General features: G+C 62.0%; 24 protein-coding genes, 1 other RNA gene and 1 riboswitch. Of the genes, 18 read left to right on the forward strand and 7 right to left on the reverse strand.

Features of this window, described 5'->3' with window-relative positions; genetic code table 11:
* The 4 genes from AC0GUR_RS07715 to AC0GUR_RS07730 all read left to right on the forward strand — a co-directional run.
* A partial coding sequence (locus AC0GUR_RS07715) for a hypothetical protein (protein ID WP_472876881.1) occupies positions 1-226 on the forward strand: 226 nt, incomplete at its 5' end.
* 139 nt (positions 227-365) lie between these two features.
* Positions 366-902, forward strand: a complete 537-nt coding sequence (locus tag AC0GUR_RS07720; RefSeq protein WP_472876882.1) for a hypothetical protein — start codon at positions 366-368, stop codon at positions 900-902.
* Between the two features lie 222 nt (positions 903-1,124).
* Positions 1,125-2,630: a DUF1254 domain-containing protein gene (locus AC0GUR_RS07725; RefSeq protein WP_472876883.1), complete on the forward strand. Its 1,506-nt coding sequence runs from the start codon at positions 1,125-1,127 to the stop codon at positions 2,628-2,630.
* A gap of 116 nt (positions 2,631-2,746) precedes the next feature.
* Positions 2,747-3,211: a hypothetical protein gene (locus tag AC0GUR_RS07730; RefSeq protein ID WP_472876884.1), complete on the forward strand. Its 465-nt coding sequence runs from the start codon at positions 2,747-2,749 to the stop codon at positions 3,209-3,211.
* A 78-nt stretch (positions 3,212-3,289) separates the two neighbouring features.
* Here AC0GUR_RS07730 and AC0GUR_RS07735 read toward each other — a convergent pair whose 3' ends face one another.
* Both AC0GUR_RS07735 and ssrA read right to left on the reverse strand, forming a co-directional pair.
* Positions 3,290-4,747, reverse strand: coding sequence for a DUF1254 domain-containing protein (locus AC0GUR_RS07735; RefSeq protein WP_472876885.1), 1,458 nt, complete (start codon positions 4,745-4,747; stop codon positions 3,290-3,292).
* Between the two features lie 393 nt (positions 4,748-5,140).
* Positions 5,141-5,493, reverse strand: a transfer-messenger RNA (tmRNA) gene (ssrA, locus tag AC0GUR_RS07740).
* A 107-nt stretch (positions 5,494-5,600) separates the two neighbouring features.
* Here ssrA and AC0GUR_RS07745 point away from each other — a divergent pair.
* Positions 5,601-6,113 carry a GNAT family N-acetyltransferase gene (locus tag AC0GUR_RS07745; RefSeq protein ID WP_472876886.1) on the forward strand — a complete coding sequence of 171 codons (513 nt, stop codon included), beginning with the start codon at positions 5,601-5,603 and terminating at the stop codon, positions 6,111-6,113.
* Here the strand turns inward: AC0GUR_RS07745 and smpB are convergent.
* Positions 6,105-6,596, reverse strand: coding sequence for an SsrA-binding protein SmpB (gene smpB, locus AC0GUR_RS07750; RefSeq protein ID WP_472876887.1), 492 nt, complete (start codon positions 6,594-6,596; stop codon positions 6,105-6,107). The two genes, AC0GUR_RS07745 and smpB, sit on opposite strands and share 9 nt — an antisense overlap.
* Positions 6,597-6,681: 85 nt before the next feature.
* Between smpB and AC0GUR_RS07755 the strand changes: the two genes are divergently transcribed.
* Both AC0GUR_RS07755 and AC0GUR_RS07760 read left to right on the forward strand, forming a co-directional pair.
* Entirely contained in the window at positions 6,682-7,113 is a 432-nt protein-coding gene (locus AC0GUR_RS07755; protein ID WP_472877363.1) for a type II toxin-antitoxin system RatA family toxin, read from the forward strand.
* The gene (locus AC0GUR_RS07760) at positions 7,106-7,387 is read left to right on the forward strand and encodes an RnfH family protein (RefSeq protein WP_472876888.1); all 282 of its coding nucleotides are present in this window, start codon (positions 7,106-7,108) and stop codon (positions 7,385-7,387) included. Before AC0GUR_RS07755 ends, AC0GUR_RS07760 begins: the two co-directional genes overlap by 8 nt.
* Before the next feature lie 16 nt (positions 7,388-7,403).
* Here the strand turns inward: AC0GUR_RS07760 and AC0GUR_RS07765 are convergent, their stop codons facing one another.
* The gene (locus AC0GUR_RS07765) at positions 7,404-7,871 is read right to left on the reverse strand and encodes an outer membrane protein assembly factor BamE (RefSeq protein WP_472876889.1); all 468 of its coding nucleotides are present in this window, start codon (positions 7,869-7,871) and stop codon (positions 7,404-7,406) included.
* A 75-nt stretch (positions 7,872-7,946) separates the two neighbouring features.
* On the opposite strand from AC0GUR_RS07765, the gene fur reads away from it, so the two are divergent.
* On the forward strand, positions 7,947-8,363 hold the full coding sequence (gene fur / locus AC0GUR_RS07770) for a ferric iron uptake transcriptional regulator (RefSeq protein ID WP_472876890.1): 417 nt from the start codon (positions 7,947-7,949) through the stop codon (positions 8,361-8,363).
* Between the two features lie 530 nt (positions 8,364-8,893).
* On the opposite strand, the gene AC0GUR_RS07775 is transcribed toward fur, so the two are convergent.
* The gene (locus AC0GUR_RS07775; protein ID WP_472876891.1) at positions 8,894-10,489 is read right to left on the reverse strand and encodes an MASE1 domain-containing sensor histidine kinase; all 1,596 of its coding nucleotides are present in this window, start codon (positions 10,487-10,489) and stop codon (positions 8,894-8,896) included.
* Between the two features lie 68 nt (positions 10,490-10,557).
* Here AC0GUR_RS07775 and AC0GUR_RS07780 point away from each other — a divergent pair, with 68 nt between their 5' ends.
* Positions 10,558-11,193 carry a response regulator transcription factor gene (locus AC0GUR_RS07780; protein WP_267225929.1) on the forward strand — a complete coding sequence of 212 codons (636 nt, stop codon included), beginning with the start codon at positions 10,558-10,560 and terminating at the stop codon, positions 11,191-11,193.
* Positions 11,194-11,416: 223 nt separating this feature from the next.
* Here AC0GUR_RS07780 and recN read toward each other — a convergent pair whose 3' ends face one another.
* On the reverse strand, positions 11,417-13,087 hold the full coding sequence (gene recN, locus AC0GUR_RS07785; RefSeq protein ID WP_472876892.1) for a DNA repair protein RecN: 1,671 nt from the start codon (positions 13,085-13,087) through the stop codon (positions 11,417-11,419).
* A 195-nt stretch (positions 13,088-13,282) separates the two neighbouring features.
* On the opposite strand from recN, the gene hrcA reads away from it, so the two are divergent.
* The 6 genes from hrcA to AC0GUR_RS07815 all read left to right on the forward strand — a co-directional run bounded on the left by hrcA (position 13,283) and on the right by AC0GUR_RS07815 (position 20,649).
* Complete coding sequence (gene hrcA / locus AC0GUR_RS07790; RefSeq protein ID WP_472876893.1) at positions 13,283-14,335, forward strand: heat-inducible transcriptional repressor HrcA; 1,053 nt, start codon at positions 13,283-13,285, stop codon at positions 14,333-14,335.
* A gap of 84 nt (positions 14,336-14,419) precedes the next feature.
* The gene (grpE, locus tag AC0GUR_RS07795) at positions 14,420-14,941 is read left to right on the forward strand and encodes a nucleotide exchange factor GrpE (protein WP_472876894.1); all 522 of its coding nucleotides are present in this window, start codon (positions 14,420-14,422) and stop codon (positions 14,939-14,941) included.
* Between the two features lie 159 nt (positions 14,942-15,100).
* A complete protein-coding gene (gene dnaK, locus AC0GUR_RS07800; RefSeq protein WP_472876895.1) occupies positions 15,101-17,020 on the forward strand; it encodes a molecular chaperone DnaK in 1,920 nt (639 codons plus the stop codon).
* Between the two features lie 130 nt (positions 17,021-17,150).
* The gene (dnaJ, locus tag AC0GUR_RS07805; protein WP_472876896.1) at positions 17,151-18,281 is read left to right on the forward strand and encodes a molecular chaperone DnaJ; all 1,131 of its coding nucleotides are present in this window, start codon (positions 17,151-17,153) and stop codon (positions 18,279-18,281) included.
* A 151-nt stretch (positions 18,282-18,432) separates the two neighbouring features.
* On the forward strand, positions 18,433-19,236 hold the full coding sequence (dapB, locus tag AC0GUR_RS07810; RefSeq protein WP_472876897.1) for a 4-hydroxy-tetrahydrodipicolinate reductase: 804 nt from the start codon (positions 18,433-18,435) through the stop codon (positions 19,234-19,236).
* A gap of 171 nt (positions 19,237-19,407) precedes the next feature.
* Positions 19,408-19,548: riboswitch (yybP-ykoY riboswitch) on the forward strand.
* A gap of 93 nt (positions 19,549-19,641) precedes the next feature.
* Entirely contained in the window at positions 19,642-20,649 is a 1,008-nt protein-coding gene (locus tag AC0GUR_RS07815) for a sodium:calcium antiporter (RefSeq protein ID WP_472876898.1), read from the forward strand.
* Between the two features lie 52 nt (positions 20,650-20,701).
* On the opposite strand, the gene AC0GUR_RS07820 is transcribed toward AC0GUR_RS07815, so the two are convergent.
* Positions 20,702-21,397: a 2OG-Fe(II) oxygenase gene (locus AC0GUR_RS07820; RefSeq protein ID WP_472876899.1), complete on the reverse strand. Its 696-nt coding sequence runs from the start codon at positions 21,395-21,397 to the stop codon at positions 20,702-20,704.
* A gap of 212 nt (positions 21,398-21,609) precedes the next feature.
* On the opposite strand from AC0GUR_RS07820, the gene carA reads away from it, so the two are divergent.
* From carA to greA, 3 genes are read left to right on the forward strand one after another with little or no spacing between them, the layout of a single operon-like run.
* A complete protein-coding gene (carA, locus tag AC0GUR_RS07825; protein WP_472876900.1) occupies positions 21,610-22,746 on the forward strand; it encodes a glutamine-hydrolyzing carbamoyl-phosphate synthase small subunit in 1,137 nt (378 codons plus the stop codon).
* Positions 22,739-25,966 (forward strand): carbamoyl-phosphate synthase large subunit, encoded by a 3,228-nt coding sequence (carB, locus tag AC0GUR_RS07830; RefSeq protein ID WP_472876901.1) that lies wholly within the window; start codon positions 22,739-22,741, stop codon positions 25,964-25,966. Before carA ends, carB begins: the two co-directional genes overlap by 8 nt.
* Positions 25,963-26,439, forward strand: coding sequence for a transcription elongation factor GreA (gene greA / locus AC0GUR_RS07835; RefSeq protein ID WP_472876902.1), 477 nt, complete (start codon positions 25,963-25,965; stop codon positions 26,437-26,439). Before carB ends, greA begins: the two co-directional genes overlap by 4 nt.
* The last annotated feature ends 16 nt before the right edge of the window (positions 26,440-26,455 follow it).

The following is a 26,455-nucleotide window of genomic DNA, read 5'->3' on the forward strand; positions in this document are numbered from 1 at the left end:
AATTGGGTTCTTTGCGACTCGATTCATCAAGGCTGAAAACAGTGCGCGAGCAGAACTACTGGCCAAGAAGTCGGTGCTGTCAGAATGGTGCCCTGGAGGTGCCTATGCAGATGCCAACGAGGGCGAAGTTCCTTTGTTAGCGACGGAAAGCGTGGATTCGGTTGGCTTGCTAGCCGGGTTCGTCAAGCGAAATTTGATGGGCTACTCGTTCTATCTACGTGACTAGACGTAGCCAAAAATGAACATGAGTCACGCGTGTCCGCTTGCGACGCGAAGCGGACCTAATCTTGATCGCCAAAGGACACGGGGTTCGGCAGGTCCCTCGTAGTTCTCGCCACCATGAAAGTTAATGGAGCCTCTCCAATATGACGTATCGATGGCTGAACCTTTTTCCTCTGATGCTATTGCTTGCCGGATGCACCACGAATGGGCCGAGTGGCAAAGAAATCGGACCGAGTCGCCAACAGGATGTTGCTCAAGTACGTCCTCTCGCCCCGAGCAAAACTGATGCTCGGACGATGCTAATTGGCAAGTGGAAGCATGTTGAGCTGACGCGGATAGTCGACGGAGTGGCGTCGAACGCTGGGGTGCAAGGGGAAAACACGGTTGCCGAATTCAAGTCGGACGGAACCTGGTCTCTTGTGTCCCCGGGGCATCAATCCTCTGGCACATTTATTTGGCTGGACGGAAATCGGATTCAACAGACAATCACCGATTCCGACTTGAATGTGCAGCTCGGCCTGGTGGCTTCCAAGAACGTCGAAGTAGACGACCAAACTTTGACTCTTACGCTCACCCAAACCAAAGATGATCTCGACAGATTGATGGGGCCGCCGCGTCCAGGCGTTAAAAGACCCATCAGCGTGACGGTAATAACTCGATTCAGGCGCATATCGAGTTGAGGAAGGGTGCCGGAGGTACTTTTGCGTGACAGAGTATGTCTCTGGCCCAACTCTTTGGCGTGCTTCCAAGTGTCCGCTTCCGACCCATAACGGACCCTGGCGCCAGACGGAGATAGATAACCGCCTCCCCGTACTTCTACGTAAAAAGCCTCCGTGGAATTTCGGTTCTCAGAAGCCGCGGCCTGATTCAATCTGACGCCTCCTTCCGACGGAGAGCGGGACGTGGCAAAGATCAGCTTCGTAGCATTCCCTGCGGCGTACATCGCCTTCGCATGTGCTTTCTCTGCCCATGCGCAATCGCATTACAAGATGACCACGCCCATTCCGCCCGAAATCACCACGCCGTCGAAGGTGCAAACGCGTATCGGCGAGCTCGATTTCTTCGATGGCGTTCCCTCCAAGGAGACAGCGCAGAAGGCGTACGACGAACTCGATTTTGTGCGCGGCGTTGAAACCTTCCTCAATGGCATTCCGGGCGCGTCGATGGTGGCCATTCGCAACGGCTCCCGCGCGACAGGATCGGTCAATGGCACTGTCGGCATCTTCGAATCGCTGATGGATTCCAAGTCGCTGTTCCTCACGCCCAATTCGGAAAGCATCTATTACGCCACCTGGATCGACCTAAAGAACGGGCCGATCGTGGTGGAAAGCCCGCCGGACGTGCTCGGCGTGGTCAACGATTTCTGGTTTCGCTACGTGTGCGACATGGGCAACGCCGGACCGGACAAGGGCAAAGGCGGCAAATTCTTGATACTTCCTCCTGATTACAAGGGCACGCCGCCCAGCGGCTATTTCGTCTACAAGTCGCCGACGTACGGCAACATCGTGCTCGGTCGCGGCTTCATGCGGAACGGCAGCCCGAAGCCGACGGCGGAACTCATCCGGAAAACCATGAGGGTGTACCCGCTTTCGGAAGCCGCGGCGCAACATCCCGCCAAGTTCGTCAATCTGTCCGGGCGTGTGATGAACACGATCCACGCCAACGACTACCACTTCTTCGAGGAACTCAACGAGATCGTGCAGGAGGAGCCCGAGGACTCTTATGGCCCTGACATGATGGGCCTTTTCAACGCCATCGGCATGAAGAAGGGCCAACCTTTCGCACCCGATGCGCGGATGAAAAAAATCCTTACCGAGGCCGTGGCCGTGGGCAACGCCACGGCGCGTTCCATCAATTTTCGCAACCGCGATCCGGAAGCACCGATCTACCCGGATCGCCACTGGAACACGGCCTTCATCGGCGGCAGCTACGAGTGGCTGACCAAAGGTGGCGCGCGCAACTTCGACGCGCGCACCGCGTTCTTCTACATGGCCACTGTCAACACGCCCGCGATGGCTGTCGCGATGGAAGGTGTGGGCTCGCAGTATGCCGGAGCGCTTGTCGATGTGCATGGCGACGCGTTCGACGGCAGCAAGAACTACCGGCTGCATGTGGACGCCAATCCGCCGGCGAAGGATTTCTGGTCCATCGTGCTTTACGACACGCAGACACGTTCGATGCTGCAGACGGATCAGCAGTTCCCCAGCCTCTCCAGCCAGAAGAGCATCCAGAAGAATGCCGACGGCTCCGTCGATCTCTATTTCGGTCCGAAGGCGCCGGCCGGCAAGCAGGGCAACTGGATACAAACCATTCCAGGCAAGAGCTGGTTTGCATTGTTTCGCCTCTACGGGCCGCTGAAGCCGTGGTTCGACAAGTCTTGGAAGCTCAACGACATAGAGAACATCTGATTGCCGAAGACAGACTTCTGACGGCGTCCGGAAAATTCCGGTAAGGTCCGCGTTCGACCCGAAGCGGACCTTCCCGAGATGCACCATAGTGGGCAGCTAATCGAGCATGGAATTGGATGATGGTGACGCATTCTGAGGCCATTGCGGCCGTAGATCTGGCATTTGGTTCATTGCCTAAGCCCGTTCATTTCACGAACTACACCCATTGCGAGGAGTGCGCCGAGCACGACGAGCTGCTAACGAGTCGTACCCGCGAGACACTTGCTATCCAAGACGTTGGGAACCCTGGGTGGGAGCCGCTGTGCTTCTCCAGTCCTGAAGGCACAGCGTTCTATATGCCTTCGCTGGCCCGACTAGCATTTGCGGAACCCACTTACGGCTATGGTTGGTATGGCGACCAGTTGCTATTCCACCTCTATTCCGGCGGGTTGGACAACAAGCTCTACAAGTACTGCAACGCAAAGCAGAGGGAAGCCATTGCAGTGCTCATCCTGGGCCATCACCTGAGCACAAAATACAAGCAACATTGGCAAAATGAGCGCCGAAATACGCAACCGAACGTTCATGGCTTACCCCTATAGATCGAGTCCAGAAGAGAAGCAACGCGCTTGCCTATTAGGCGAACTGGTGGCCAACGTTCCACCGAGCGGGGGAACAAGTCAGTTGATCTTCTCGAAATCGGGAAGTGCCCACGACTTGTCGAAGAAGGCTTCGGTCGGGCCATAGAAGCGGAAATAGGTGAACCAGCTCTTGCCTGGCAACGTTTGAACCCAGTTCGTTTCCTTGCCTGCTGGTGCTTTTGGCCCAAAGTAGACATCGATTGAACCGTCGCTATTCTTGACCAGATCCTCTTTGCGCGAAGAGAGATCCGGGCGACCTTGTGGCGTAGCAATCATCCGACGGGTGCCTTCGTCGTAGTACGTTACCGACCAGAACTGAGTCACTGGCGGGTTCGCCGGTACGTGCAGCTTGTATGTATTGCTTCCGTTGAGCCAATGACCGTCCTTGTCTTGGTAGCTCGCGATGTAACGCTGACCAAAGCCGGGAGTTGTCGTCAACATGCCACGGGAAACCACCACGGCCTCGTAGAACCATGCTGCTCGTTCGTCCAGTTGATCGTAATTGGGGGCTCGCTGATCGGTGGACACCACCAGTGCGTGCTTCCAGTGCGTTCCTTGCCAAAATGGCGGTTCCACGCGCTTGTCCGACGTGTTGGCTTTCGCCATGGCTTCGCCGACGATCACGCCGTCTTCGAGTATCTTCTTTTGCCTTGCATCAGGATTGAATGGCTTGCCTTTCTCGATCCCGAGAAAGCGGAGTTGCGCAAGAACCAGGCGATCGCGCTCGTCGATAGATTCGCGCTGAATCACTTCGTTGAGGCTATCCCAATAGGCGATGCCTCGCGGTGGCTCTTGGTTCCACTCTTTGTCGCCCGCGGGACGAACGGACATCGGGGCGCCAGTTCCTTTTGGCGACCATGAGTAGGTCTTGATGTGGGGAACGATCGCTGCGATCTCTTTCTGCTTGTCCGGGCCAAGCAGACGGACTCCAGCCAGAACATCACGACTGGTCGACTGCACCACAAAGTAGTCTTTGGCATCGACTTTGCCTTTGTAGCCCGGGGGAAGAATCAGGTACTTGCCACCTTTTCCCTTGTCAGGCCCGACAACGCCAAGATCGGATAGCACCCGCTGCCATTCATCGAGAATCATGCCAGCCATCAGCCCGGGTGGCAGTTCCACCACCATTGGCCCACTTTCCTGAAGGTCGATAAAGGTGGCGATGTATGGCGTCGTGTAATTGGGAGTGAGGATGCCGAGCTTTTCCTTGAAATCCAGGTAAGACAGCATTTCACCGTTCTTTCCGCCAAAGACGTTGTAGTGAGCACGACGCCACTGGTTCAGGCCGACCGCAGGAATGCCCCAGATATAGCCCTGGCAGGCACGCTGAAAATCCATGGTGTCGTAAAGCTTCTGGACCGTCTCCTGCGTGGGATAACCGCCGTTCTCAAACGAAAGTTTTCCGACCGGAGTATCGATTGTCTCAGTCTTGTCTGCTGCAGTGACGGTAAGCGGTGCCATGGCCGTGGCCATAATTACAGCGGGCAGTAGCTTCATGGGATCTCCGATTTGCATGCGTGCATACGTGGATGGCCACCCAGAGCCTGAGGCAGTCGCACGTCGCGCGCATCGGAAAAATGCAGGAGTTTCCTTGAGTAGAATTACTTAGTGGGCTCCGCCGATAAGTCATTGGCTGCAATATCTGCTTCCGACCCGAAGCAGACATTACAGAGGCTCCAAATAAGGAGGCGTATGCGTTCGTTGCTCTTAGCTGCGTTGCTCCTGGGAAGCACAGTTGCGACAGCCTCGCCTTGCTGAAAACCCGGGTCAGAGTGCACTTTCAGACAGTTGATATGCGCACGACCAGGCTAATTGCCCATAGCCACCAGTCACGTCGCTCTCGGAGCAAACAAAAAAGCCCGGCGATTTCTCGCCGGGCTTTTTGCTTATTGGTGGAGGTGGCGGGAGTCGAACCCGCGTCCGAAGGCGATTGACGCCCGGTACTACATGCTTAGCTCGCCGTTAGATCTCGTCCCGCGACAGCACAGCGTGCAAAGCGCATCGAAGGACCAGCCTGCTTGATTTAGCCCTTACCGACAGGCGGCAGCTTCGGGCGATCTCGTGATAATGACCCTACATCCACGAGCACGAGCACAAGTGGGTTCGGGGCTAGGCCTTAAGCGGCCAGAGCGTAGTTGTCGTCGTTGGCAACTATGAGTTTTGCCGCTGGATTAACGAGGAAAGCTGCCCCCTCGGCATGCACCAAGCCATCTCACTACCCCCGTCGAAGCCATGACACCCCCGGGGAAACGATTGCTGGCCAGTCAGTATATGGAGGTAGGTGGCCTTTCATCAAGGCGGTATATCGCCGCTATTGTTGTCCGCAGTCCACCACCGGAAGGGCAGGGCCATGATGCGGATACGTCAGGCAGGGCTGCACGATGCAGGTGTTTTGACCGATTTGCGCTGCGCGTTTCTTGAAGAGGAACTTCATCAGCAGCTGCCGGGGGGCTTTGCTGACCAGTTGCGCGGCTGGATTGAGGAGGCTTTGCCGGAGAGCCGCTTGTTGGCCTGGCTGGCCGAGTCGGAGGGGCGCGTGGCCGGCTGCGTGGCAGCGCACCCCTATACGCACATGCCCTCGGCGTTTTTCCGCAGCGGCGTGGGCTGGTACATCCTCAATATGTACGTGAAGCCTAGCCATCGCCGCCAGGGCATCGCTGCCGCGCTGATCGCCGCGGTGGGCGCGGCGGCGCGGGAGCACGGGGTGGATTCGCTCAACCTGCATTCCACGGCTTCGGCCCACCGCATTTACGAGCGCCTCGGCTTTGGCACCTCGGTGGATGCCATGAACATGACGCTGCACAAAGGCGTGGTGGGCCTTTCCGAGGGCGAACCAGGATCCTGGCGAGCGTCGTCAGGCTGAGCGGTTGTGGGCGCGCATGGTGCGCTGTTTTTCGCGTTGCCAGTCGCGCTCTTTTTCGGTCTCGCGCTTGTCGTGGTCTTGCTTGCCCTTGGCCAGGCCTATTTCCACCTTCACCTTGTTGCCTTTCCAGTACATGGCCATGGGGATGAGGGTGTAGCCCTTGCGCTCGACGGCGCCGATGAGCTGGTCGATCTCCGCACGATGCAGCAGCAGCTTGCGCGTGCGGCGATCGTTGGCCACCACGTGGGTGGAGGCGCTGATCAGCGGCGGAATGGAAGTGCCCACCAGCTGGATCTCGTTCTGGATCACCATGGCGTAGCTGTCGCCGAAGTTGATGCGGCCCGCACGCAGTGACTTCACTTCCCAGCCTTGCAGCTCCACGCCGGCCTCGAAGCGCTGGTCAATGTGGTACTCGTGGCGAGCGCGCTTGTTGAGCGCAATGGTGCCGCCCGCGTTTTTGTCTTTGTCCTTAGGCTTGGCCATGTCCGTTAAACTTCGGGCTGTTTGCCCTGATGATGATCCGGCCGCTGGAGCGGCGATCTTGGAAAATGCTCAAGAAGAGGCTGAAGTGATCGAGATCCGCCGCAGCGCCCTGGTGCGATATTCCCCGGTTCAGATGTTCGACCTGGTGAATGACGTCGAAGCATACCCAAAGCGGTTCCCGTGGTGTGTCGGCGCCGAGGTGCTGGAGCGCGGTGACGATGTGCTGGTGGCTCGGCTGGATCTCAAGTACGCCGGTTTCCGCCAGAGCTTTACTACCCGCAACAGCACCGAGAAGCCGAAGAGCCTGCACATGAACCTGGTGGATGGCCCGTTCCGCAGCCTGGATGGGCTGTGGCAGTTCATCGCGCTGGGCGACGCCGGTTGCAAGGTGTCCTTTGCACTGGATTTCGACTACGCGGGCAAGTTGGGCGGCACTGCGCTAAAGCTGGGCTTTCAGGGTCTGGCAGGCCGCATGGTCGACGATTTCTGCCGCGAGGCGGAGCGCGCCTATGCCTGAGCAGATCACCGTGGAAGTGGCCTATGCGGGGCCAGACAGCCAGTGGGTGCGTCAGGTGACCGTGCCCATGGGCAGCTCAGTGATGCAGGCCATCGAGGCTTCGGGCATCGCCCAGGCGGTTCCGGGGCTGGTGATCGATCCGGCGCGGCTGGGCATTTTTTCCCGCAAGGTGACGCCGGATCAGCTGGTGGGCGAGGGCGACCGGGTGGAAATCTACCGGCCGCTCACGCTGGACCCCAAGGAAGCCCGCCGGCGCCGCGCCCACGAGGGCTGACGCCGGCTAGCTGGCATCAGTGGCCGTCGTTGCCGCCGCCGTTGTCGCCACCCTTGTCACCGCCCTTGTCGCCACCGCCGGAACCGGTGTTCTTGTCACCCTTGGTTTCGTCCACCGGATAGCTGGCGTGGTACTTCTTGGTGTCGTTGACCAGCTTTTGGGCGTCTTCGGCAAAGAAATCGCCTTCGGTGCGCACCAGCGTATCGTTGTTGAACGTGAGCGTGAGCGTACGGACCTTGATGTCACCGCCACGATGCTGCTGGGTGGAGACGTAATCCCACTGGTTCTGGTTGAAGGGCGAGTTCACCGAGGGGGAGCCCATCAGAACCAGTACCTGACGCTTGGTCATGCCCGGCTGCAGCTGATCCACGGTCTTCTTGTCGAGCAGGTTGCCCTGCGACACGTCTGGGGTATAGATGAGACGGCAGCTGGCCAGCGAAAGGGCCAGCAAGGCAAAACCCAGCGTGCGAATCAGCTTATGCATGCGTGTTGCGTCCGGATCGTAAAGGTTCGGATGATACACTAACGGCCCTGTGGAGCCGTGTGCGTGGAGTTGGCTATGGAACAAGAAACCAAAGAACTGCGCAAAGCCGGGCTTAAGGTCACCCACCCTCGCATGCGCATTCTGCAGATCTTCGAGGACGAGGAGGTTCACCACCTCACCGCCGAAGACGTCTACAAACGCCTGCTGGCCGACCAGGAAGACATCGGGCTGGCCACCGTTTACCGGGTGCTGACCCAGTTCGAGGCGGCCGGCATCGTGGTCAAGCACAACTTCGAGGGTGGCCAGGCCGTTTACGAGCTGGACCGCGGCAAGCACCATGACCACATGATCGATGTAGACAGTGGAAAGGTGATTGAGTTCTTCAGTGAGGAAATCGAGCGCCTGCAGCATGAAATTGCTGCGCGCCACGGCTACGTCATCGAGGACCACAGTCTGGTGCTGTACGTGCGGCCCAAGCACCGCAACAAGTAAGTCCGGGCGTCCGGAAGGTGTGCAGGCCGGTGGCGGTGACGCCATCGGCCTTTGTTTTGGGCGGTGTCCTGCGAAAGGCTAGAGGGCACTGAGTCGGCGTCTCACCTCTAGGAGCGCACCTTGTGCGCGACCGCAGAGCGATGTTGTGCACGCTCCGTCGGCTTGTCGCCCACAGGGTGGGCTCCCACAAAAAGTGATAACAGGTTCGTGCCGCTGCGAGGCGAGTGTGGCCGAGGAACGCCGTTGCTCAAGCCAAGGCTGAAAAGCGCCCATAAAAAAAGCCGCGGGAGGACTCCTGTCCGCCCTGCGGCTTGATCCGTTATCGGATGGCTCCAGAGGAAGGCGAGTTGCTCGCGTAACCTGGTTTTGCCACCGATAGCGGCGAAACGGCATCCTGCCGTTTTTCATGCCCACCGTCCCCACGGTTGGCATGGCTCACCATCTTGCGATGGTGGCTCCCCCACATCGATGGATCCAGCCTAACGAAGCCTTCACAAGCCGGGTATCGGAAAATTTCCTATGTAACGATCCTAAGTGCGAGCTACGTCACTAGTTTGCGTGTTGCTGCGCAACAAAATGCGCAGATGGACGCCTTGCGACTCGGGGCGTACCCGAAAAAGGCCGCCCAGGGACGTTACCCGGTCACGCATGCCCTGCATGCCACGGCCGCCACGCGGCATGCGCGCAGGCAGGCCAATGCCGTTATCGCGGATGTCGAGCAGGGCCAGCGCCACGCCTTGCCGTTCGCCGATACGCAGGCGCAGTTGGAAGGTGTCGGCATGGGCGTGCTTCACCGCGTTGGTGGCGCTCTCCTGCACCAGGCGGTAGACCACGGTGCGGGTGTCGTCATCGAGCAGGCGCGGGTCACCGTGCAGATCGGTGCGGTAGGCCACGCCGGCGGCATTGAGCAGGTCGCGGATGGGGCCTTCGTCCAGTGCGCGCAGCAGACCAAATTCGTCGAGCACGGCAGGGCGCAGGTCGTCGAGCAAGCGATGCAGCGCACGGCGCATGTGGCCAAGAATGGTGTTGATGGAGACGCCGATGTCGTCCATGCCCGCCTGGGCAAGGCGCGACTGGGCCAGCTTGAGATGCGTGTGGATGGCGGTGAGGTTCTGGCCCAGCTCGTCATGCAGTTCCGCGGCCATGTGCCGACGCTGGTTTTCTTCCGTGCGCAGGTTGCCGCGCGCGGCGTCGCGCAGCTGGCGCGCCAGATGGTCAAGGCGGCGATTCACGGCGGCGAGGTAAACGTTCTGCTCGGCCACGCGCTCGCTGCTACGGCGCAGCGCGTCTGTGGCGGAACCCAGCATCAAGGCACCTGTGCCGGCCACCGCCAGAAACAGCTCACCTGCAGCGCCAGGGGCGCCGTGGCCGGAAATGTGATCCACCAGGGTGATACCCAGGCTGGATATCAGCATGGCAAGGCTGGCGCCACGCCAGCCATGGCGAAACGCAAAAAAGAGCACCGGCGCCAATGACAACACGCGGGCGAACTGCGGCTGTGGTGCTTCGTGCGAAGAGAGCACCAGCAGAATCGCCAGAGACGGCAGCAGCACCAGCAGGCCATCCATCAGCAACCGGCCGAAAGCGCGCTTGCCCATCCGCGCACGAAACAGCATCACCAGCAGTGGCACGACCAGTAGTACGCCGACGTAGTTGCCCAGCAGGTCCTGGCCGAGCGCCTGCATCATCAGGTCGGAGCTTGGACTGGCGTGCACCAGCGCCAGCAATACGGCGTCGGTCGCGGTGGAGGCGGCCACGGTGAACGCGGCGGACAGCAACAGGCGGGCAACATCTTCCGGGTCGCGCAGGCTGGCGTGGAGATTGGCGCGCCGCATCAACCACAGGCAGATCATCACCACGATGGGCTGGGGCAGCTCGCCCAGCAAGAGGCCTGTCCACCCCATCGGTATGCCGTGTGTCGCCGCGATCAGGCCGGTGGCGGCGAGCTCCGCACCCAGCAACCAAGGCCATTTCCGCACCGGTGCCAACAGCAAAGCGCCGAAGCGCAGGCCGTAGGGCAGCATCCAATAGGGCTGTTCGGTCGGCCAAAGCAACAGCCAGAGCAGGAAGTAGCTAATGCCTAGCAGAAAGCTGGAATCAGGCAGCAAAGAGGATTTCGGTCGCATCGGCGGATGGTACATGGCGTGGCCGGGGGTATAGGCGGCCGCCGCACGTGCTGCTATACATGCAGCCCATGTACAGCATTGTCCTGGTCGATGACCATGCCATCGTACGCGAGGGGTTCAAACGGCTGATCGAACTGGAACCGGATCTGGAGGTGGTTGCGGAGTGTCGCAGCGCCGACGATGCGGTAGAGGCGGTTGGCACGCGGCGACCCGATCTCGTGGCGCTCGATCTTTCACTGCCTGATGGCAGTGGCTTGCCGTTGATTGAACATTTGCGCAGCGTGGCGGCGGACACGCGCATCGTGGTGCTGAGCATGCATGACGGCGAACCCTATGTTTCCGAGGCTTTGCGCCGCGGAGCCAGCGGTTACGTGACCAAGGGTGTTGCGCCGGAAGAACTGGTTGCCGGCCTGCGCGCGGTGATGCAGGGCGAGTGTTTTCTCAGCTCGGATTTGCGCAAGCGCCGCGCGGAGCGTCCGAGCGAAGCGCGTGATCCGATTCATCGACTGACGGCACGTGAGCGCGAGGTATTCCTGCTGCTGGCGGCAGGGCGTGCGCCCAAGCAGGTGGCGGGCGAGTTGGGTATTGGCCAGAAGACCGTCTACATCCATCGCGCCAGCCTGATGGGCAAGCTGGGTGCGGGATCGGAATTGGATCTTTATCGCATGGCCGCTGAGCGCGGGTTGTTGCCGCGCAAGAACTGATCGGGCCGTCGGAAGGGCGCGCTTGCTAGGCGCAGAGACGCACGACCTCCCTCATCGTTTCGATTCCCTCACCGTCATTCCGGCGAAAGCCGGAATCCAGTGCCTTTGCCTTTGGGGCTCTTTCGCCTCGGTGAAGAAAGTCACTGGATTCCGGCTTTCGCCGGAATGACGCTGAGGGAGAAATGGCAGTGAGGAATAAACTGAGGGGTAAGTACCAGCAACCTCAAACCTGCGCCCGCTCCAGCATCTGCTTGGCATGCGCACGCGTCTCGCGCGTGATCTCCACGCCACCCAGCATCCGCGCCAGCTCATCACGGCGACCGTTGGCATCGAGTTTCTCAATGCGCGTGCGCGTGGATTCGCCATCGCTGACCTTGCTTACGCGCAGGTGCGAATGACCTTGCGCAGCAACCTGCGGCAGGTGAGTGACGCACAGCACCTGACGCTGCCCGCCAAGCGCACGCAGTTTCTGGCCGACCACCTCGGCCACCGCACCACCAATGCCGGTGTCGACTTCATCAAACACCATGGTGCCGATGGTGTCCTTGCCCAGCGTGGCCACTTCAATGGCGAGGCTGATACGCGCGAGTTCGCCACCCGAAGCCACTTTGCGCAGGGCGCGCGGAGGCTGGCCAGGGTTGGCGCTGACCAGCAGCTCGCAACGTTCACGCCCCTGGGCATCGGGGTCACTCTCGGCGGTGGGTTCGAGTTCCACCACGAGGCGGCCGCCGCTCATGCCCAATTCGCCCATGAGTTCACTGACTTCACCGCCGAGGCGGGTCGCAGCGTCCTGGCGGGAGTCACTGAGTTTCGTGGCTTGTTCGTCGTACTGCTGCTGCAGGCGTGCGCGCTGGCTGGCCAGCTTTTCCAGCGCGTCACCGGCGCCCTCCAGCTCTTCCAGTTCCATGCGTAGCGAGGTCGCCTTGTCGTGCAACTCCGGCACGGTGACGCGGTGGCGGCGGGAAAGTTCGTGCAGGCGAGTGAAGTGGGTGTCTACCTCGGCGTAGCGCTCAGGGTCGAGATCCACGTCCAGCGCGTAGCGGCCAAGGCCATCGGCGGCTTCGCTGAGCTGGATCGAGGCGTTGTCCAGCATTTCCAGCATCGGTGCGAGGCGGTCGTCCAGCGGCGCTAGCTTGCTCAGTTCCAGCTGGGCTCGGCCCAAGGCGCGGCGCAAGGCGAACTCGCTTTCACCATCAAGCAGCTCGACCACGCCCCCAGCACCTTCGGCGAGGCGGCCGGCGTTTGCCAGTCGCTTGTGGCTGGCTTCCAGCTCACTAAGTTCGCCGGCGGGCAGTGCCCACTTCTCCAGCTCACCCAGTTCGTGGGTGAGTAGTTCGATACGCTGTTCGCGGTCGTCGCCGCCACTGAGTTTGCGGATGCGGTTGCCCAGCTCACGCCATTGCTGCGCCAGCTCGCGCACTTGCGCCACCAGCGCTTCGTTGCCCGCATAGGCGTCGAGCAGCTCCATCTGATGGGCACGCGAAAGCAGTGCTTGGTGTTCGTGCTGGCCGTGGATTTCCACCAGCAGTGTGGCCAGCTCGCCAAGCTGGCTGGCATTGGCGGGGCGGCCGTTGATCCATGCGCGCGAGCTGCCTTCGGCGCGAATCACGCGACGCAGCTGGCAGCTGTCCTCCTCGTCCAGCTCTTCGCGGCGAAGCCAGTCGCGCGCCTCGGGCAGGTGGGTCAGGTCGAACTCGGCGGTGAGCTCGGCGCGGTCGCTGCCGGCGCGCACCATGCCGCTGTCGGCGCGGGCGCCAGCGAGCAGCATCAGGGCGTCCACCAGCAGGGACTTGCCCGCGCCGGTTTCGCCGCTGACCACAGTAAGACCCGGGCCGAAGGCGATCTCGGCTTCTTCGACGACGGCAAAATGACGAACGTAGAGCGAGGTGAGCATGGGCGACGGTATGGTGAAGTCGGTGGATTGTAAGGGGGAGGGGATGGGGGACGGGTAGTGGGGGCGAAGGCCCGGACGCCTAAGCCGTGTCGCAGCGCTCGGTTGTCACGCTTCCGCTCCCCATTCCCCAACCCCATTCCTTGCAAACTTTTCCGCCAGACCTTATTTCTTCTCTGTCTCACGGATTGCTACAGCATGCCTGCCGCCCAACTCGATGCCCGCGCACGACGCCTGTTGCGCACATTGATCGCCCAGTACCTCGCCGATGGCGAGCCCGTGGGATCGCGCACGCTGTCGCGTTCGTCCGGCCTGGATGTGAGCCCTGCGACCATCCGTAACATCATGGCCGATCTGGAGGAAGCCGGCCTGGTGGCCTCGCCACACACCTCGGCTGGGCGCGTGCCTACGCCGCGCGGCTTGCGCCTGTTCGTGGACAGCCTGATCGAGCTTCAGCCACTGCCGATGGACGAGATGGCTCGCTTGCGCCGCGAGCTGCCGCCGGGGCCGACCACCACCCGCGACCTGCTGGGCAATGCCTCGACCCTGTTGTCGGCCATGACCCGCTTTGCCGGGGTGGTTACCGTGCCGCGACAGGTGGACTTTCCCCTGCGGCATATCGACTTTGTGGCACTGCCTGACGCCCGCGTGCTGGTGATCCTGGTGTTTTCCGACAACCAGGTGCAGAACCGCATTGTCCAGCTGGCCAAGCCGCTGGACAGCCGCGAGCTGGAGCAGGCGGCCAATTACCTCAACAGTCAGTTTGCCGGCTTGCGTCTGGACGATATCCGGGCGCATCTGCTGCGGGAGCTGCGCGAGGCGAGTGGCGAACTCAACCGGCTCATGTCCAGCGCGGTCGAACTGGCGGCGGCCTCGTTTGCCCCTCAGACCGAGACGGACGACGTGCTGGTCAGCGGCCAGACCAACCTGATGGGTTACTCAGAGCTGGCCAACCTGGAGCGCCTGCGCGAGTTGTTCGAGGCGTTCCAGCAGAAAAACGAGCTGCTGCAGCTGATGGAAGTCTGTGCCAAGGCGCCGGGCGTGCGGCTGTTTATCGGCGAAGAATCGGGTTTTGCTGCGCTGGAAGGGTGCAGCGTGGTCACGGCCAGTTATGGCGCCCAGGGCCGTGTTTTGGGGGCCGTTGGCGTGATCGGTCCTACCCGCATGGCGTACGATCGGGTGATCCCTGTGGTCCAGGCGACGGCCGGTTTGCTTAGTGACGCCTTGAATCGCGTCGCTACGACCCTATAACGCGCTCGGGAGGCGGGGTTTGCCCGCAAGTGTTTGACGGTTGGTGCCTAGCGCACCGGCCACGGATAAGGCTTGGAGTTATTCATGCAGAGCAACGATCCAACGGCGCCCAACGAGGCGCAGGGCAATGAGGCAGTCAACGCGGAGCTGGAAGCGCTGAAGGCGCGTATCGCCGAGCTGGAGGCCAGCAATGTGGAGCTGCGCGACACGGTGCTGCGCGAAAAGGCTGAAATCGAGAACCAGCGTCGTCGCTTGCACCGCGACGTGGAGCAGGCTCGCCGTTTCGCCAACGAGAAGCTGTTGAACGAGCTGCTGCCGGTCTACGACGGCCTCGAGCGCGGCCTGGAAGTGGAAGGTGGCGATGTGGCCAGCGTGCGCGAGGGCATTGCGCTCACGCTCAAGTCGCTGCTGAAGATCGCCGAGAACAATGGCTTGGTGCAGGTCGATCCGGTGGGTCAGCCGCTGGACCCGGAAAAGCATCACGCCGTGAGCATGGTGGAGGCCCCGGGTGCGGCCCCCAACACGGTCGTCAACGTGCTGCAGAAGGGCTACGTGTTGAACGATCGGCTTCTGCGCCCCGCGTTGGTAGCGGTCGCCAAGGAGTAACGCCGCAGCCGATGGTCGAGGACGCCTGAACAGCGTCCCCTATCGGCAACGGTGGCAAGGCTTTGGGGGTCTTGTCGGCATTGAGATGCCGGACGCAGAGCCCCATCTAGAAACCAGTCGCGGCCGAGGGGTCGCTTAAAGAATTCGGGAGTAGACAACATGGGTAAAATCATTGGTATCGACCTGGGCACGACCAACTCGTGCGTTGCCGTGATGGACGGCACCACCGCCAAGGTCATCGAAAACTCGGAAGGCGATCGCACCACGCCGTCCATCGTCGCTTTCACCAAGGACAACGAAGTCCTCGTGGGCGCGCCGGCCAAGCGCCAGAGCGTGACCAACCCCAAGAACACCTTCTACGCGGTGAAGCGCCTCATCGGCCGCAAGTTCACCGACGCGGAAGTGCAGAAAGACCTGCACATCGTGCCCTACGGCATCGTTGCCCATGAAAACGGCGACGCCTGGGTGCAGACGGCCGACGGCAAGAAGATGGCTCCGCAGGAGATCTCGGCCAAGGTCCTCATGAAGATGAAGAAGACCGCCGAAGACTATCTCGGCGAGACCATCACCGAAGCTGTGATCACGGTGCCGGCCTACTTCAACGACAGCCAGCGCCAGGCCACCAAGGACGCCGGCCGCATCGCGGGCCTGGACGTCAAGCGCATCATCAACGAGCCGACCGCCGCTGCCCTGGCCTATGGCCTGGACAAGTCCGGTGGCGACCGCAAGATCGCCGTGTATGACCTCGGCGGCGGCACGTTCGACGTGTCCATCATCGAGATCGCCGAAGTGGACGGCGAAAAGCAGTTCGAAGTGCTGGCCACCAACGGCGACACCTTCCTCGGTGGCGAAGACTTCGACATGCGTGTCATCGACTACCTCGTCGAAGAATTCAAGAAAGACCAGGGCATGGACCTGCGCAAGGATCCGCTGGCGCTGCAGCGTCTGAAGGACGCCGCTGAGCGCGCGAAGATCGAGCTGTCGTCCAGCCACCAGACCGAAGTGAACCTGCCGTACATCACGGCCGACGCTTCCGGTCCCAAGCACCTCAACATCAAGCTGACCCGGGCCAAGCTGGAAGCGCTTGTGGAAGACCTGGTCAAGCGCACCATCGAGCCGTGCCGCACCGCGTTGAATGACGCCGGCCTGCGCGTGTCCGACATCAACGAGGTGATCCTCGTGGGTGGCCAGACCCGCATGCCCAAGGTGCAGGAGTCGGTGAAGGACTTCTTTGGCAAGGATCCGCGCAAGGACGTGAACCCGGATGAGGCCGTCGCCGTTGGCGCCGCCATCCAGGGTGGCGTGCTGGGCGGTACTGTGAAGGACGTGCTGCTGCTCGACGTCACCCCGCTGTCGCTCGGTATCGAGACGATGGGTGGCGTGATGACCAAGCTCATCGAGAAGAACACCACCGTGCCGACCAAGGCCTCGCAGGTGTTCTCCACCGCCGACGACAACCAGACCGCCGTGACCGTGCACGTGCTGCAGGGCGAGCGCGAGCGTGCCAGCGCCAACAAGTCGCTGGGCAAGTTCGATCTGCAGGGTATCGACGCGGCGCCGCGCGGCATGCCGCAGATTGAAGTGACCTTCGACATCGATGCCAACGGCATCCTGCACGTGTCGGCCAAGGACAAGAAGACCGGCAAGGAACAGAAGATCGAGATCAAGGCCGGCTCGGGCCTGTCCGAGGAAGAGATCAACCGCATGGTGGCCGACGCCGAGGCCAACAAGGAAGAAGATCGCAAGTTCCACGAGCTCGTCAGCGTCCGCAACAAGGCCGACCAGCTGGTGCACGCCACCCGCAGCGCTCTGAAGGAGCACGGCGGCAAGGTGCCGGCCGACCAGCTGAGCAGCATCGAAGGCGCTCTGTCCGACCTGGAGAAGGTCAAGGACGGCGACGACAAGGGTGCCATCGAGTCCAAGATCGAGAAGCTCGAGCAGGTGGCCCAGGCGCTGTACGCGGCGGCCCAGGGCGGTGCCCAGGCCGAGCCGGCCAGCGCTCACGCCGGTGCTCACGGCGCAGCCCAGGACGACGTGGTCGATGCCGAGTTCACTGAAGTCAAGGACGACAAGAAGTAATATTGGCCGGTCGGCGCTGCCGATCTGACGCAGCCCGCGTCCGGACTCAAGTCTGGTCGCGGGCTGTTTGTTGAGGAGACATGGATCGCTCGATTCATGTGGAAGTGAGCGGTCCATGTCGGATGCAACGATGAGCAAGCGTGATTACTACGAAATCCTGAGCGTTGAACGTACCGTCAGCGAAGGCGATCTGAAGAAGTCCTTTCGCCGCCTGGCGATGAAGTTCCACCCGGACCGCTGTCCGGATGATCCGCATGCGCAGGAAAAATTCAAAGAGGCCAAAGAGGCCTACGAAGTGCTGTCGGATCCACAGAAGCGTGCGATGTACGACCAGCACGGCCATGCCGCCTTCGAGCACGGCATGGGTGGTCGCGGTGGCGCCGGTGGATTCGGCGACATGGGCGATATTTTCGGCGATATCTTTGGTGACATTTTTGGCATGGGCGGCGGTGGCCGTGGCCGTGCGCGTCGCGGCTCGGATCTCCGTTACATCATGGAGCTCGATCTCGAAGAGGCCGTGTTCGGCGTCGAGAAGAAGATCGAGATTCCCACCCAGGTCAATTGCCACCACTGCAACGGCAGTGGTTCGGATGACGGCAAGACGGTGACCTGCAAAACCTGCGCCGGCCATGGCCGCGTGCGTATGCAGAACGGCATCTTCTCCATCCAGCAGGCGTGCCCGCATTGCGGCGGCTCTGGCCAGACCATCGAGAAGCCGTGCAAGGAATGCGACGGCGAGGGGCGTCTGGAGGAGACCCGCGCGCTGTCCGTGAATATTCCCGCCGGCGTGGACAACGGCGATCGCATTCGCCTGGCCGGGCAGGGTGAAGCCGGTGGCTCGGGTGCGGAAGCCGGCGATCTCTACGTGGAAGTGCGTGTGCGCGAGCACGCCATCTTCCAGCGCGACGGCAACGACCTGCATTGCGAATTGCCCATTCGATTCTCGCAGGCGGCGCTGGGTGCCGAGCTGCAGGTGCCGACGCTGGAAGGCGAAGTGCCGATCAACATCCCGCCGGAAACGCAGACGGGGCAGATGTTCCGCCTGCGCGGACGCGGCGTGAAATCGGTGCGCAGCAGCCGTACGGGTGATCTGGTCTGCCGTGTGGTGGTGGAAACGCCAGTGCGACTCACCAAGCAACAGCGTGAACTGTTTGAGCAGCTCGAGGCGACCTTCGCCGACGGCGAGGCTGACAAGCACACGCCACGGGCCAAGACCTGGGTGGACGGCGTCAAGCAGTTCTGGTCGCGCGTCACCTCCTGATTTGGCCGCACATGTGCTCACACAAAGCCCCGGCCCAGGTCGGGGTTTTGTCATTTTGGGAGGCCGACTTGCGAGTGCCATGCACGTCGGTGCCCACAGGCGGTAGCATCGCGTCTTCCGCGCCAGTCCAGCCCCAGAAAGGAAGTGCCGTATGACCAAGCCCGTTCGCCTCGCCATCAATGGCGCCACCGGTCGCATGGGACAGGCCTTGCTTGCATTGGTGAAGGACGATGCGCGCTTCACCTTGGTGGGGGCGCTGACCTCTCCCCAGTCGCAGAAGCTCGGGCAGCCAGTGTTTGTAGGCGAGAACGGTCTCCACTTCACGCATGACTGGCCTGCGGCAGGCACCCTCGACGTAGTGGTGGATTTCAGCGGACCTGCAGGTTTGGCTGAAGCGCTCACGTATTGCGAGACCCATAGTGTTGCCCTGGTCACTGGTACGACGGGTCTGGATGCGACCTTCGCACAACGATTGAATGCATCGGCTCAGCGGATCGCCTTGTTGCGTGCGGCCAACTTCAGCCTGGGCGTGGCGGTGCTGACGCGCTTGTTGCGCGAAGCGGCGGCGGCACTGCCTGAGTGGGATCTGGATATCGTCGAGGCGCATCACAATCGCAAGGAAGACGCGCCGTCGGGCACCGCGCTCGCACTTGGCGAGGCGGCGGCGGCAGCACGTCATACGTCGCTTCGTGAGAGTGCCGTGTATGCCCGTGAAGGGCGCACCGGACCGCGTCAGCACGGCACCATCGGCTTCGCCGTGGTGCGTGGCGGCGACATTGTGGGTGAGCACGAGGCGCTGTTGATGGGGCAGGGCGAGCGACTGGAGCTGGTGCATCGCGCTACCGACCGTTCCATCTTCGCGCGCGGGGCGCTCGAGGCTGCGCATTGGCTCAGTGGTCGTGGCGCGGGCGACTATGACCTCGATGCCATGCTGGCGGAGCGCGCGTCACGCTGAGTCTGATGCTGTCCTCGCGGATGAAACCTTGAGAGATCGTCATCCCCGCTTGACCAACCTTCGGTTGTTGAAAAGCGCCTCGCGGGGATGACGAGCAAACGTGAGGTTTCCGCATAGGGCGCGCCTGTCGCGCCACGCTTGCCCAAGCGCATAGCCACCATTACCATTTCACCCACTGTCATTGGGGAGTAGCCATCCTCACCCCCTTGCAGCCCGCCTTGGGTTGCAGCATCAGAGGAATCCGCGTCAACAGACTTGAAGCTTCGGCTTCATGGCGTGGATGGCCTCCGATACCACCGGTATCGGCAGCCCGGCGAGACCTTTGGCCACGACGCGCTCACCTTTGCCGGGCGAGCTCGCGTCTGTGAGCCAATGGTTATCCGCTCGCCCGGCCTTGGAAAAAGCATGCTAATTGCACTTTGGTTCCTGCTTTCGGCTGGTGCGATCTATTTCGCCTGCGAGTACTTCGTCAACGGCGTGGAATGGTTTGGCCAGAAGCTCAACCTAGGCGCCACGGCCACCGGCACCATCCTTGCGGCGTTTGGTACGGCCCTGCCGGAAAGCGCCGTCACGTTCGTTGCAGTGATTCTGGGCCGTACGCCAGAGCAGAAGGACATCGGCGTGGGCGCGGCCATGGGTGGCCCCCTGGTGCTGGCGACCGTTGCTTATGCCGTTGTGGGTGTGGCGCTATGGGCCAACCGGAGGCGGCTGCAACGTGCCGACAGCATCGTGCGTGTAGCGCACGGACGCCTGGCGCGCGATCAATCGTGGTTCCTGGCGATCTTCGTGGTGAAGTGCACACTTGGCCTGATCGCCTTTGCGTTCAAGCCCTGGCTCGGTGTGTTGTTTCTTCTCGCCTACGCGCTGTACGTGTGGCGCGAGCTGAAACACGACGACACGGCTCCGGAGGAAGAGGAGCTGGAGCCGCTGAAATGTCGGCCCGAGGCGGCGGATCCTTCGATGGGATGGGTGATCCTGCAAACCACGCTGGCGCTGCTGGTCATCGCTTTCGCCTCGCACGTATTCGTGAAGCAGATCGAGGCCATTGGCGTGGCGCTGCAATTGTCGCCGCATCTTGTGGCGCTGGTGCTAAGCCCCGTGGCTACGGAGTTGCCTGAGACCATGAATGCCCTGATCTGGGTGCGCCAGGGTAAGGAGCGCCTGGCGTTGGCGAATATCTCGGGCGCCATGATGATCCAGGCGACCATTCCCAGCTCCTTGGCCATCTTTGCCACGCCATGGATGTTCGATGCGCCGCTGATGGTGTCCGGCGTGCTCACCGGCGTCGCCGTGGTGTACCTGTGGTGGATGTTCCGCCGTGGCCGCGTCGACGCACGTTGGTTGATGCCGGTGGGGCTGCTGTACGGTGTGTTTGCCGCGTACATCGCGTGGCACTACGGCAGTCACATGTGAAAAGCGGGTGGTGTGCAAGGTGGCGTCTCGCGCAACCTTTGCGTGCACGCTTCTAGTCGCGATGCGACGCGTTGCGGTCGCGGTCTGCGCCCAGTTTGCGATCGAGCGAGCCGAACAGCCTCTTGAAGGCGCGCGAGAACTTGCCGCGCTTGGTCTTGCGCGCTTTCTCCTCTTCGCTGGTGAGCCAGGCCACCTGGATCACGCGGCGCTCGCCCTCGTAGGGCAGATGGCCGTGGAAGGAGTTGTCGCAGCGCCTGAACACTGCGAACTCGCCGTAGAGGGGCTTGAGTTCGGGAGCGACCATGCTGTCGATGTTGTCGATGCTGCCCAGAAACCGCAGGCAGCCGTCACTGGTGTCCGGCCACAGGTTGTTGAGGTAGAGCAGGGCCGTTGCCACCTTGGATCGGCTATCCGTATGGATGGTGCCGTGGCGCTTGTTCAATGAGCGGCACAGCGTGATCAGTGTGGGGTATTGCCCGAGATTCTCGATGCCAAGGCGCTCGCCTATGGCCTTGGCAAAGTCGGACGAACTCAGGCGCTGCACCAGTGCATTGATCGACGGGCCACAGTCGCTGGCGTCGTAAGGGAAGAAACCGGCGCTGGTATAGCGTGGAAAATCGCGCTCCAGGTCGCCTCGCGCCTCGTCCGGCAGCTGCCCGTGGGCGATCAGGAACGGGAACGGCTCCCGCCGTATATCCGTGTCCGGTCGGTCGAGGCGAGAGGGATCGAGCAGCGAGGCTGAATTCATGAACATCCAGTCAGGGGTGAGACTGCGCTAGTGTAGCGCCCGAGGGGTCCGCCAAAGTGCGCCTTTTCCTGTCGGTGTTCAGCTCTTTCGGGTGGACACCAACGGGCCTTGCACCTATCATTGCCACCCGCCCTGTAACGTTCCTCGACCAAGGTCCACAAGCTGCTTTCGCAGCGGCTTGCGGACTTTGCTGCACCTAAAGGCGGCCTCCCATGCCCATTTCCGCATTGCTTGCCCTCGAAGACGGCAGCGTGTTCCACGGCCACGCCGTGGGCGCGACTGGTGAAACCGTCGGCGAGGTGGTTTTCAACACCGCCATGACCGGCTACCAGGAGATCCTCACCGATCCCTCGTACGCCAAACAGATCGTTACCCTCACGTATCCTCATATCGGCAACACCGGCGTCAACGTCGAGGACGCGGAGTCCGATACGGTGCACGCTGCCGGCCTGATCGTACGCGACGTGCCGCGCCGCCCGAGCAACTGGCGCAGCACGGAAAGCCTGCCGGATTACCTCAAGCGCCACGGTATCGTGGCCATTGCCGGCATCGACACCCGCCGTCTCACCCGCATCCTTCGCGACAAGGGTGCGCTCAACGGCTGCATCGTCGCTGGCGAGCAGATCGACGCCGAAGCCGCGCTGGCCAAGGCGCGCGCCTTCCCGGGCCTTAACGGCATGGATCTGGCCAAGGTGGTCAGCGTCGGTGAGTCGTACGCCTGGAACGAAGGTGTCTACGACCTCGACCGCACGGCCTTCAATCAGCCGGCCAAACGCTTCAAGGTGGTGGCTTACGACTTCGGTGTGAAGCACAACATCCTGCGCCTGCTCGCTGAGCAGGGTTGCGACATCACGGTGGTACCGGCGCAGACGCCGGCCGCCGATGTGCTCGCCATGAAGCCCGACGGCGTGTTCCTCTCCAACGGCCCCGGCGATCCGGCGGCATGCGATTACGCCATCGTGGCGACGCGCGCATTGCTCGATTCGAAGATCCCGCTGTTCGGCATCTGCCTTGGTCACCAGATCATGGGCCTCGCCCTCGGCGCCAAGACGCTGAAGATGAAGTTCGGTCATCACGGTGCCAATCATCCGGTGAAGGATATGGATGACGGCCGCGTGCTGATCACTTCGCAGAATCACGGCTTCGCGGTGGACCCGGCCACGCTGCCGGCGAACGTCCGCGTGACGCACACCTCGCTGTTCGATGGCTCGCTGCAGGGCTTCGCGCTCACCGACCGTCCGGCCTTCTGCTTCCAGGGTCACCCGGAAGCGAGCCCCGGCCCGCACGACATTGGTTACTTGTTTGATCGTTTCGCCGCACTGATGCAGGAGGCCCGCACGAATGGCTAAGCGCACTGATATCAAGAGCATCCTCATCATCGGCGCTGGCCCGATCGTCATCGGCCAGGCCTGTGAGTTCGACTACTCCGGCGCGCAGGCGTGCAAGGCGCTGAAGGAAGAGGGTTACCGCGTCATCCTGGTGAACTCCAACCCCGCCACGATCATGACCGACCCGGAGACGGCCGATGCCGTCTACATCGAGCCGATCAACTGGCAGACGGTGGAGCGCATCATCGCCAAGGAGCGTCCGGACGCGGTGCTGCCCACCATGGGCGGCCAGACCGGCCTCAACTGTGCGCTCGACCTGGCCGACAACGGCGTGCTCGAGAAGTACAACGTCGAACTGATCGGCGCTTCTCGCGAGGCCATCCGCATGGCCGAAGACCGCGAGCTGTTCCGCGTCGCCATGAAGGACATCGGGCTGGAATGCCCGAAGGCCGAAGTCGTGCGCACGTTTGAACAGGCGCTGCTGGCACAGACGAAAGTGGGCTTTCCGACCATCATCCGCCCGAGCTTCACGCTCGGTGGTTCGGGTGGCGGCATCGCCTACAACAAGGAAGAGTTCGAAGAGATCGTCAAGCGTGGCCTCGATCTTTCGCCGGTGGGCGAAGTGCTGGTCGAGGAATCGGTGCTGGGCTGGAAGGAATTCGAGATGGAAGTGGTCCGCGACAAGGCGGACAACTGCATCATCGTGTGCTCGATCGAAAACCTCGACCCGATGGGCGTGCACACCGGCGACTCGATCACCGTCGCGCCGGCCCAGACGCTCACCGACAAGGAATACCAGCGCCTGCGTGATGCCTCCATCGCCGTGCTGCGCAAGATCGGCGTCGATACCGGTGGCTCCAACGTGCAGTTCGGCATCAATGCCGAGGACGGCCGTGTGGTGGTCATCGAGATGAACCCGCGCGTGTCGCGTTCGTCGGCGCTCGCCTCCAAGGCCACCGGTTTCCCGATCGCCAAGATCGCCGCGAAGCTGGCCGTGGGTTACACGCTGGACGAGCTCAAGAACGACATCACCGGCGGCCTGACCCCGGCGTCGTTCGAGCCGACCATCGACTACGTCGTCACCAAGATTCCGCGCTTCGCCTTCGAGAAGTTCCCGGCCGCTGATGCGCGTCTCACCACGCAGATGAAGTCGGTGGGTGAGGTGATGGCCATGGGCCGCACCTTCCATGAGTCGCTGCAGAAGGCGCTGCGTGGCCTGGAAATTGGCAAGACGGGTCTGAATCCGACCGGTCTGGACCTCAGCACCGATGACGGTCTGGCCGTGCTCAAGCGCGAACTGCGCGAGCCGCGTCCGGATCGCGTTTTCCATCTTGCTGATGCGTTCCGCGCCGGCCTCACGCTGGACGAGGTGTACAGCCTCAGCCGCGTTGATCCCTGGTTCCTCGCCGCGTTTGAGGACATCGTGCTGACCGAGAAGGACGTGAAGGCGCAGGGCATTACCGCGCTGGATGCGTCGCGCATGCGCGAACTCAAGCGCATGGGCTTCTCCGATGCACGCCTGGCCGAGCTGCTGGACACCAACGAAGCCGCGCTGCGCCACCTGCGCCGCACGCTGGGCGTGCGCCCGGTGTACAAGCGCGTGGACTCCTGCGCGGCCGAATTCGCCACCACCACGGCCTACATGTACTCGACCTACGAGGAAGAGTGCGAAGCCAACCCGACCGACCGCGAGAAGATCATCGTGCTCGGCGGTGGCCCGAACCGCATCGGCCAGGGTATCGAGTTCGACTACTGCTGCGTGCACGCGGCACTCGCACTGCGCGAGGATGGTTTCGAAACCATCATGGTCAACTGCAACCCGGAAACCGTGTCGACTGACTACGACACCTCCGACCGCCTGTATTTCGAGCCGCTGACCCTGGAAGACGTGCTTGAGATCATCGACCTCGAGAAGCCCAAGGGCGTGATCGTGCAGTACGGCGGCCAGACGCCGCTCAAGCTTGCGCGCGCGCTCGAAGCTGCTGGCGCACCGGTGATCGGCACCTCGCCGGACAGCATCGACCTAGCGGAAGACCGCGAACGCTTCCAGCAGATGATCGAAAAGATCGGCCTGAAGCAGCCGCCGAACCGCACCGCGCGCAACGCTGATGAAGCGTTGGCGCTGGCTCGCGAAATCGGCTATCCGCTGGTGGTGCGCCCGAGCTACGTGCTGGGTGGTCGCGCGATGGAAATTGTCCACAGCGACGCCGACCTCACGCGCTACATCCGCGAGGCCGTGCAGGTTTCCAACGACTCGCCGGTGCTGCTGGATCGCTTCCTCGATCACGCAGTCGAGGTGGACGTGGACGTCATCGCCGACGCTGAAGGCAACGTGCTGGTCGGCGGCATCATGGAGCATATCGAAGAGGCCGGCGTGCACTCGGGCGATTCCTCCTGTTCGCTGCCGCCGTACTCGCTCAGCAACGAGACGCAGGATGAGCTGCGCCGTCAGGTGGCTCTGATGGCGAAGGAGCTGAAGGTCATTGGCCTGATGAACACGCAGTTCGCCATTCAGGGCGACACCGTGTTCATCCTCGAAGTGAATCCGCGCGCTTCTCGCACGGTGCCGTTCGTGTCCAAGGCCACCGGTGTCCCGCTGGCCAAGATCGCGGCGCGCGCCATGGCGGGCCGTACGCTCAAGGCACAGGGTGCGACCAAGGAAGTGATTCCGGGCTACTACTCGGTGAAGGAAGCGATCTTCCCGTTCCTGAAGTTCCAGAACGTGGATCCGATCCTCGGCCCCGAAATGCGCTCCACCGGCGAGGTGATGGGTGTGGGTCGCAGCTTCGGCGCGGCGTTCGCACGTGGTCACGAAGCGGCATCGATCAAGACGCCGCCGAGGGGCAAGGTGTTCGTGTCCGTGCGCGATGCGGACAAGGCTCGCCTGCTGCCCGTGGCGCGCGAAGTGCTGGAGCGTGGCTTCAGCCTGGTTGCCACTGACGGCACGGCCAAGTACCTGGCTGAGAACGGCGTGGTCTGCGAGCGCATCAACAAGGTGGCCGAAGGTCGTCCGCACATCGTCGATCTCATCAAGAACGGCGAGATCGTCTATATCGTCAACACGACCGAGGGTAAGGCTGCCATTGCCGACTCGTTCTCGATCCGACGCGAGGCACTGCAGCAGCGTGTCACGTACTCCACGACGGTGGCAGGCGCGCGCGCGCTGGTGCATTCGCTCGACTTCCACGGCGATGGCGATGTGCACAGCCTGCAGGAACTGCACAAGGAACTGAACGCATGAGTCGTGCGCCCATTACCAAGGCAGGCTCGGATCGTCTTCGCAGTGAGCTGGAAAAGCTGAAGTCCGTCGACCGGCCGAACATTATCGCGGCCATCGCCGAGGCACGCGCGCATGGCGATCTCAAGGAGAACGCGGAGTACCACGCCGCACGCGAGCAGCAGAGCTTCATCGAAGGGCGTATTGGTGCCCTTGAAGCCCTGCTGTCTACGGCAGAAGTGATCGACGTGAGTCGTCTCGCTGCGGGAAGCCGTGTTGTATTTGGCGCCACCGTCGATCTGGAAGATGAGGAAAGCGGTGAGGCCGTGACCTATCAGATCGTTGGCGACCTTGAAGCCGACATCAAGATGCGCCTGATTGCGGTGTCCTCGCCCATCGCACGTGCGCTGATCGGCAAGAACGCGGGCGACAGCTTCGAGTTCAAGGCGCCGAACGGCGTTAAGCGTTACGAGATCACCGGCGTCCGCTACGCCTGATCAGATTGAAAGCGTA

This window comes from Dyella sp. PARNA 12/25 (assembly GCF_055702865.1).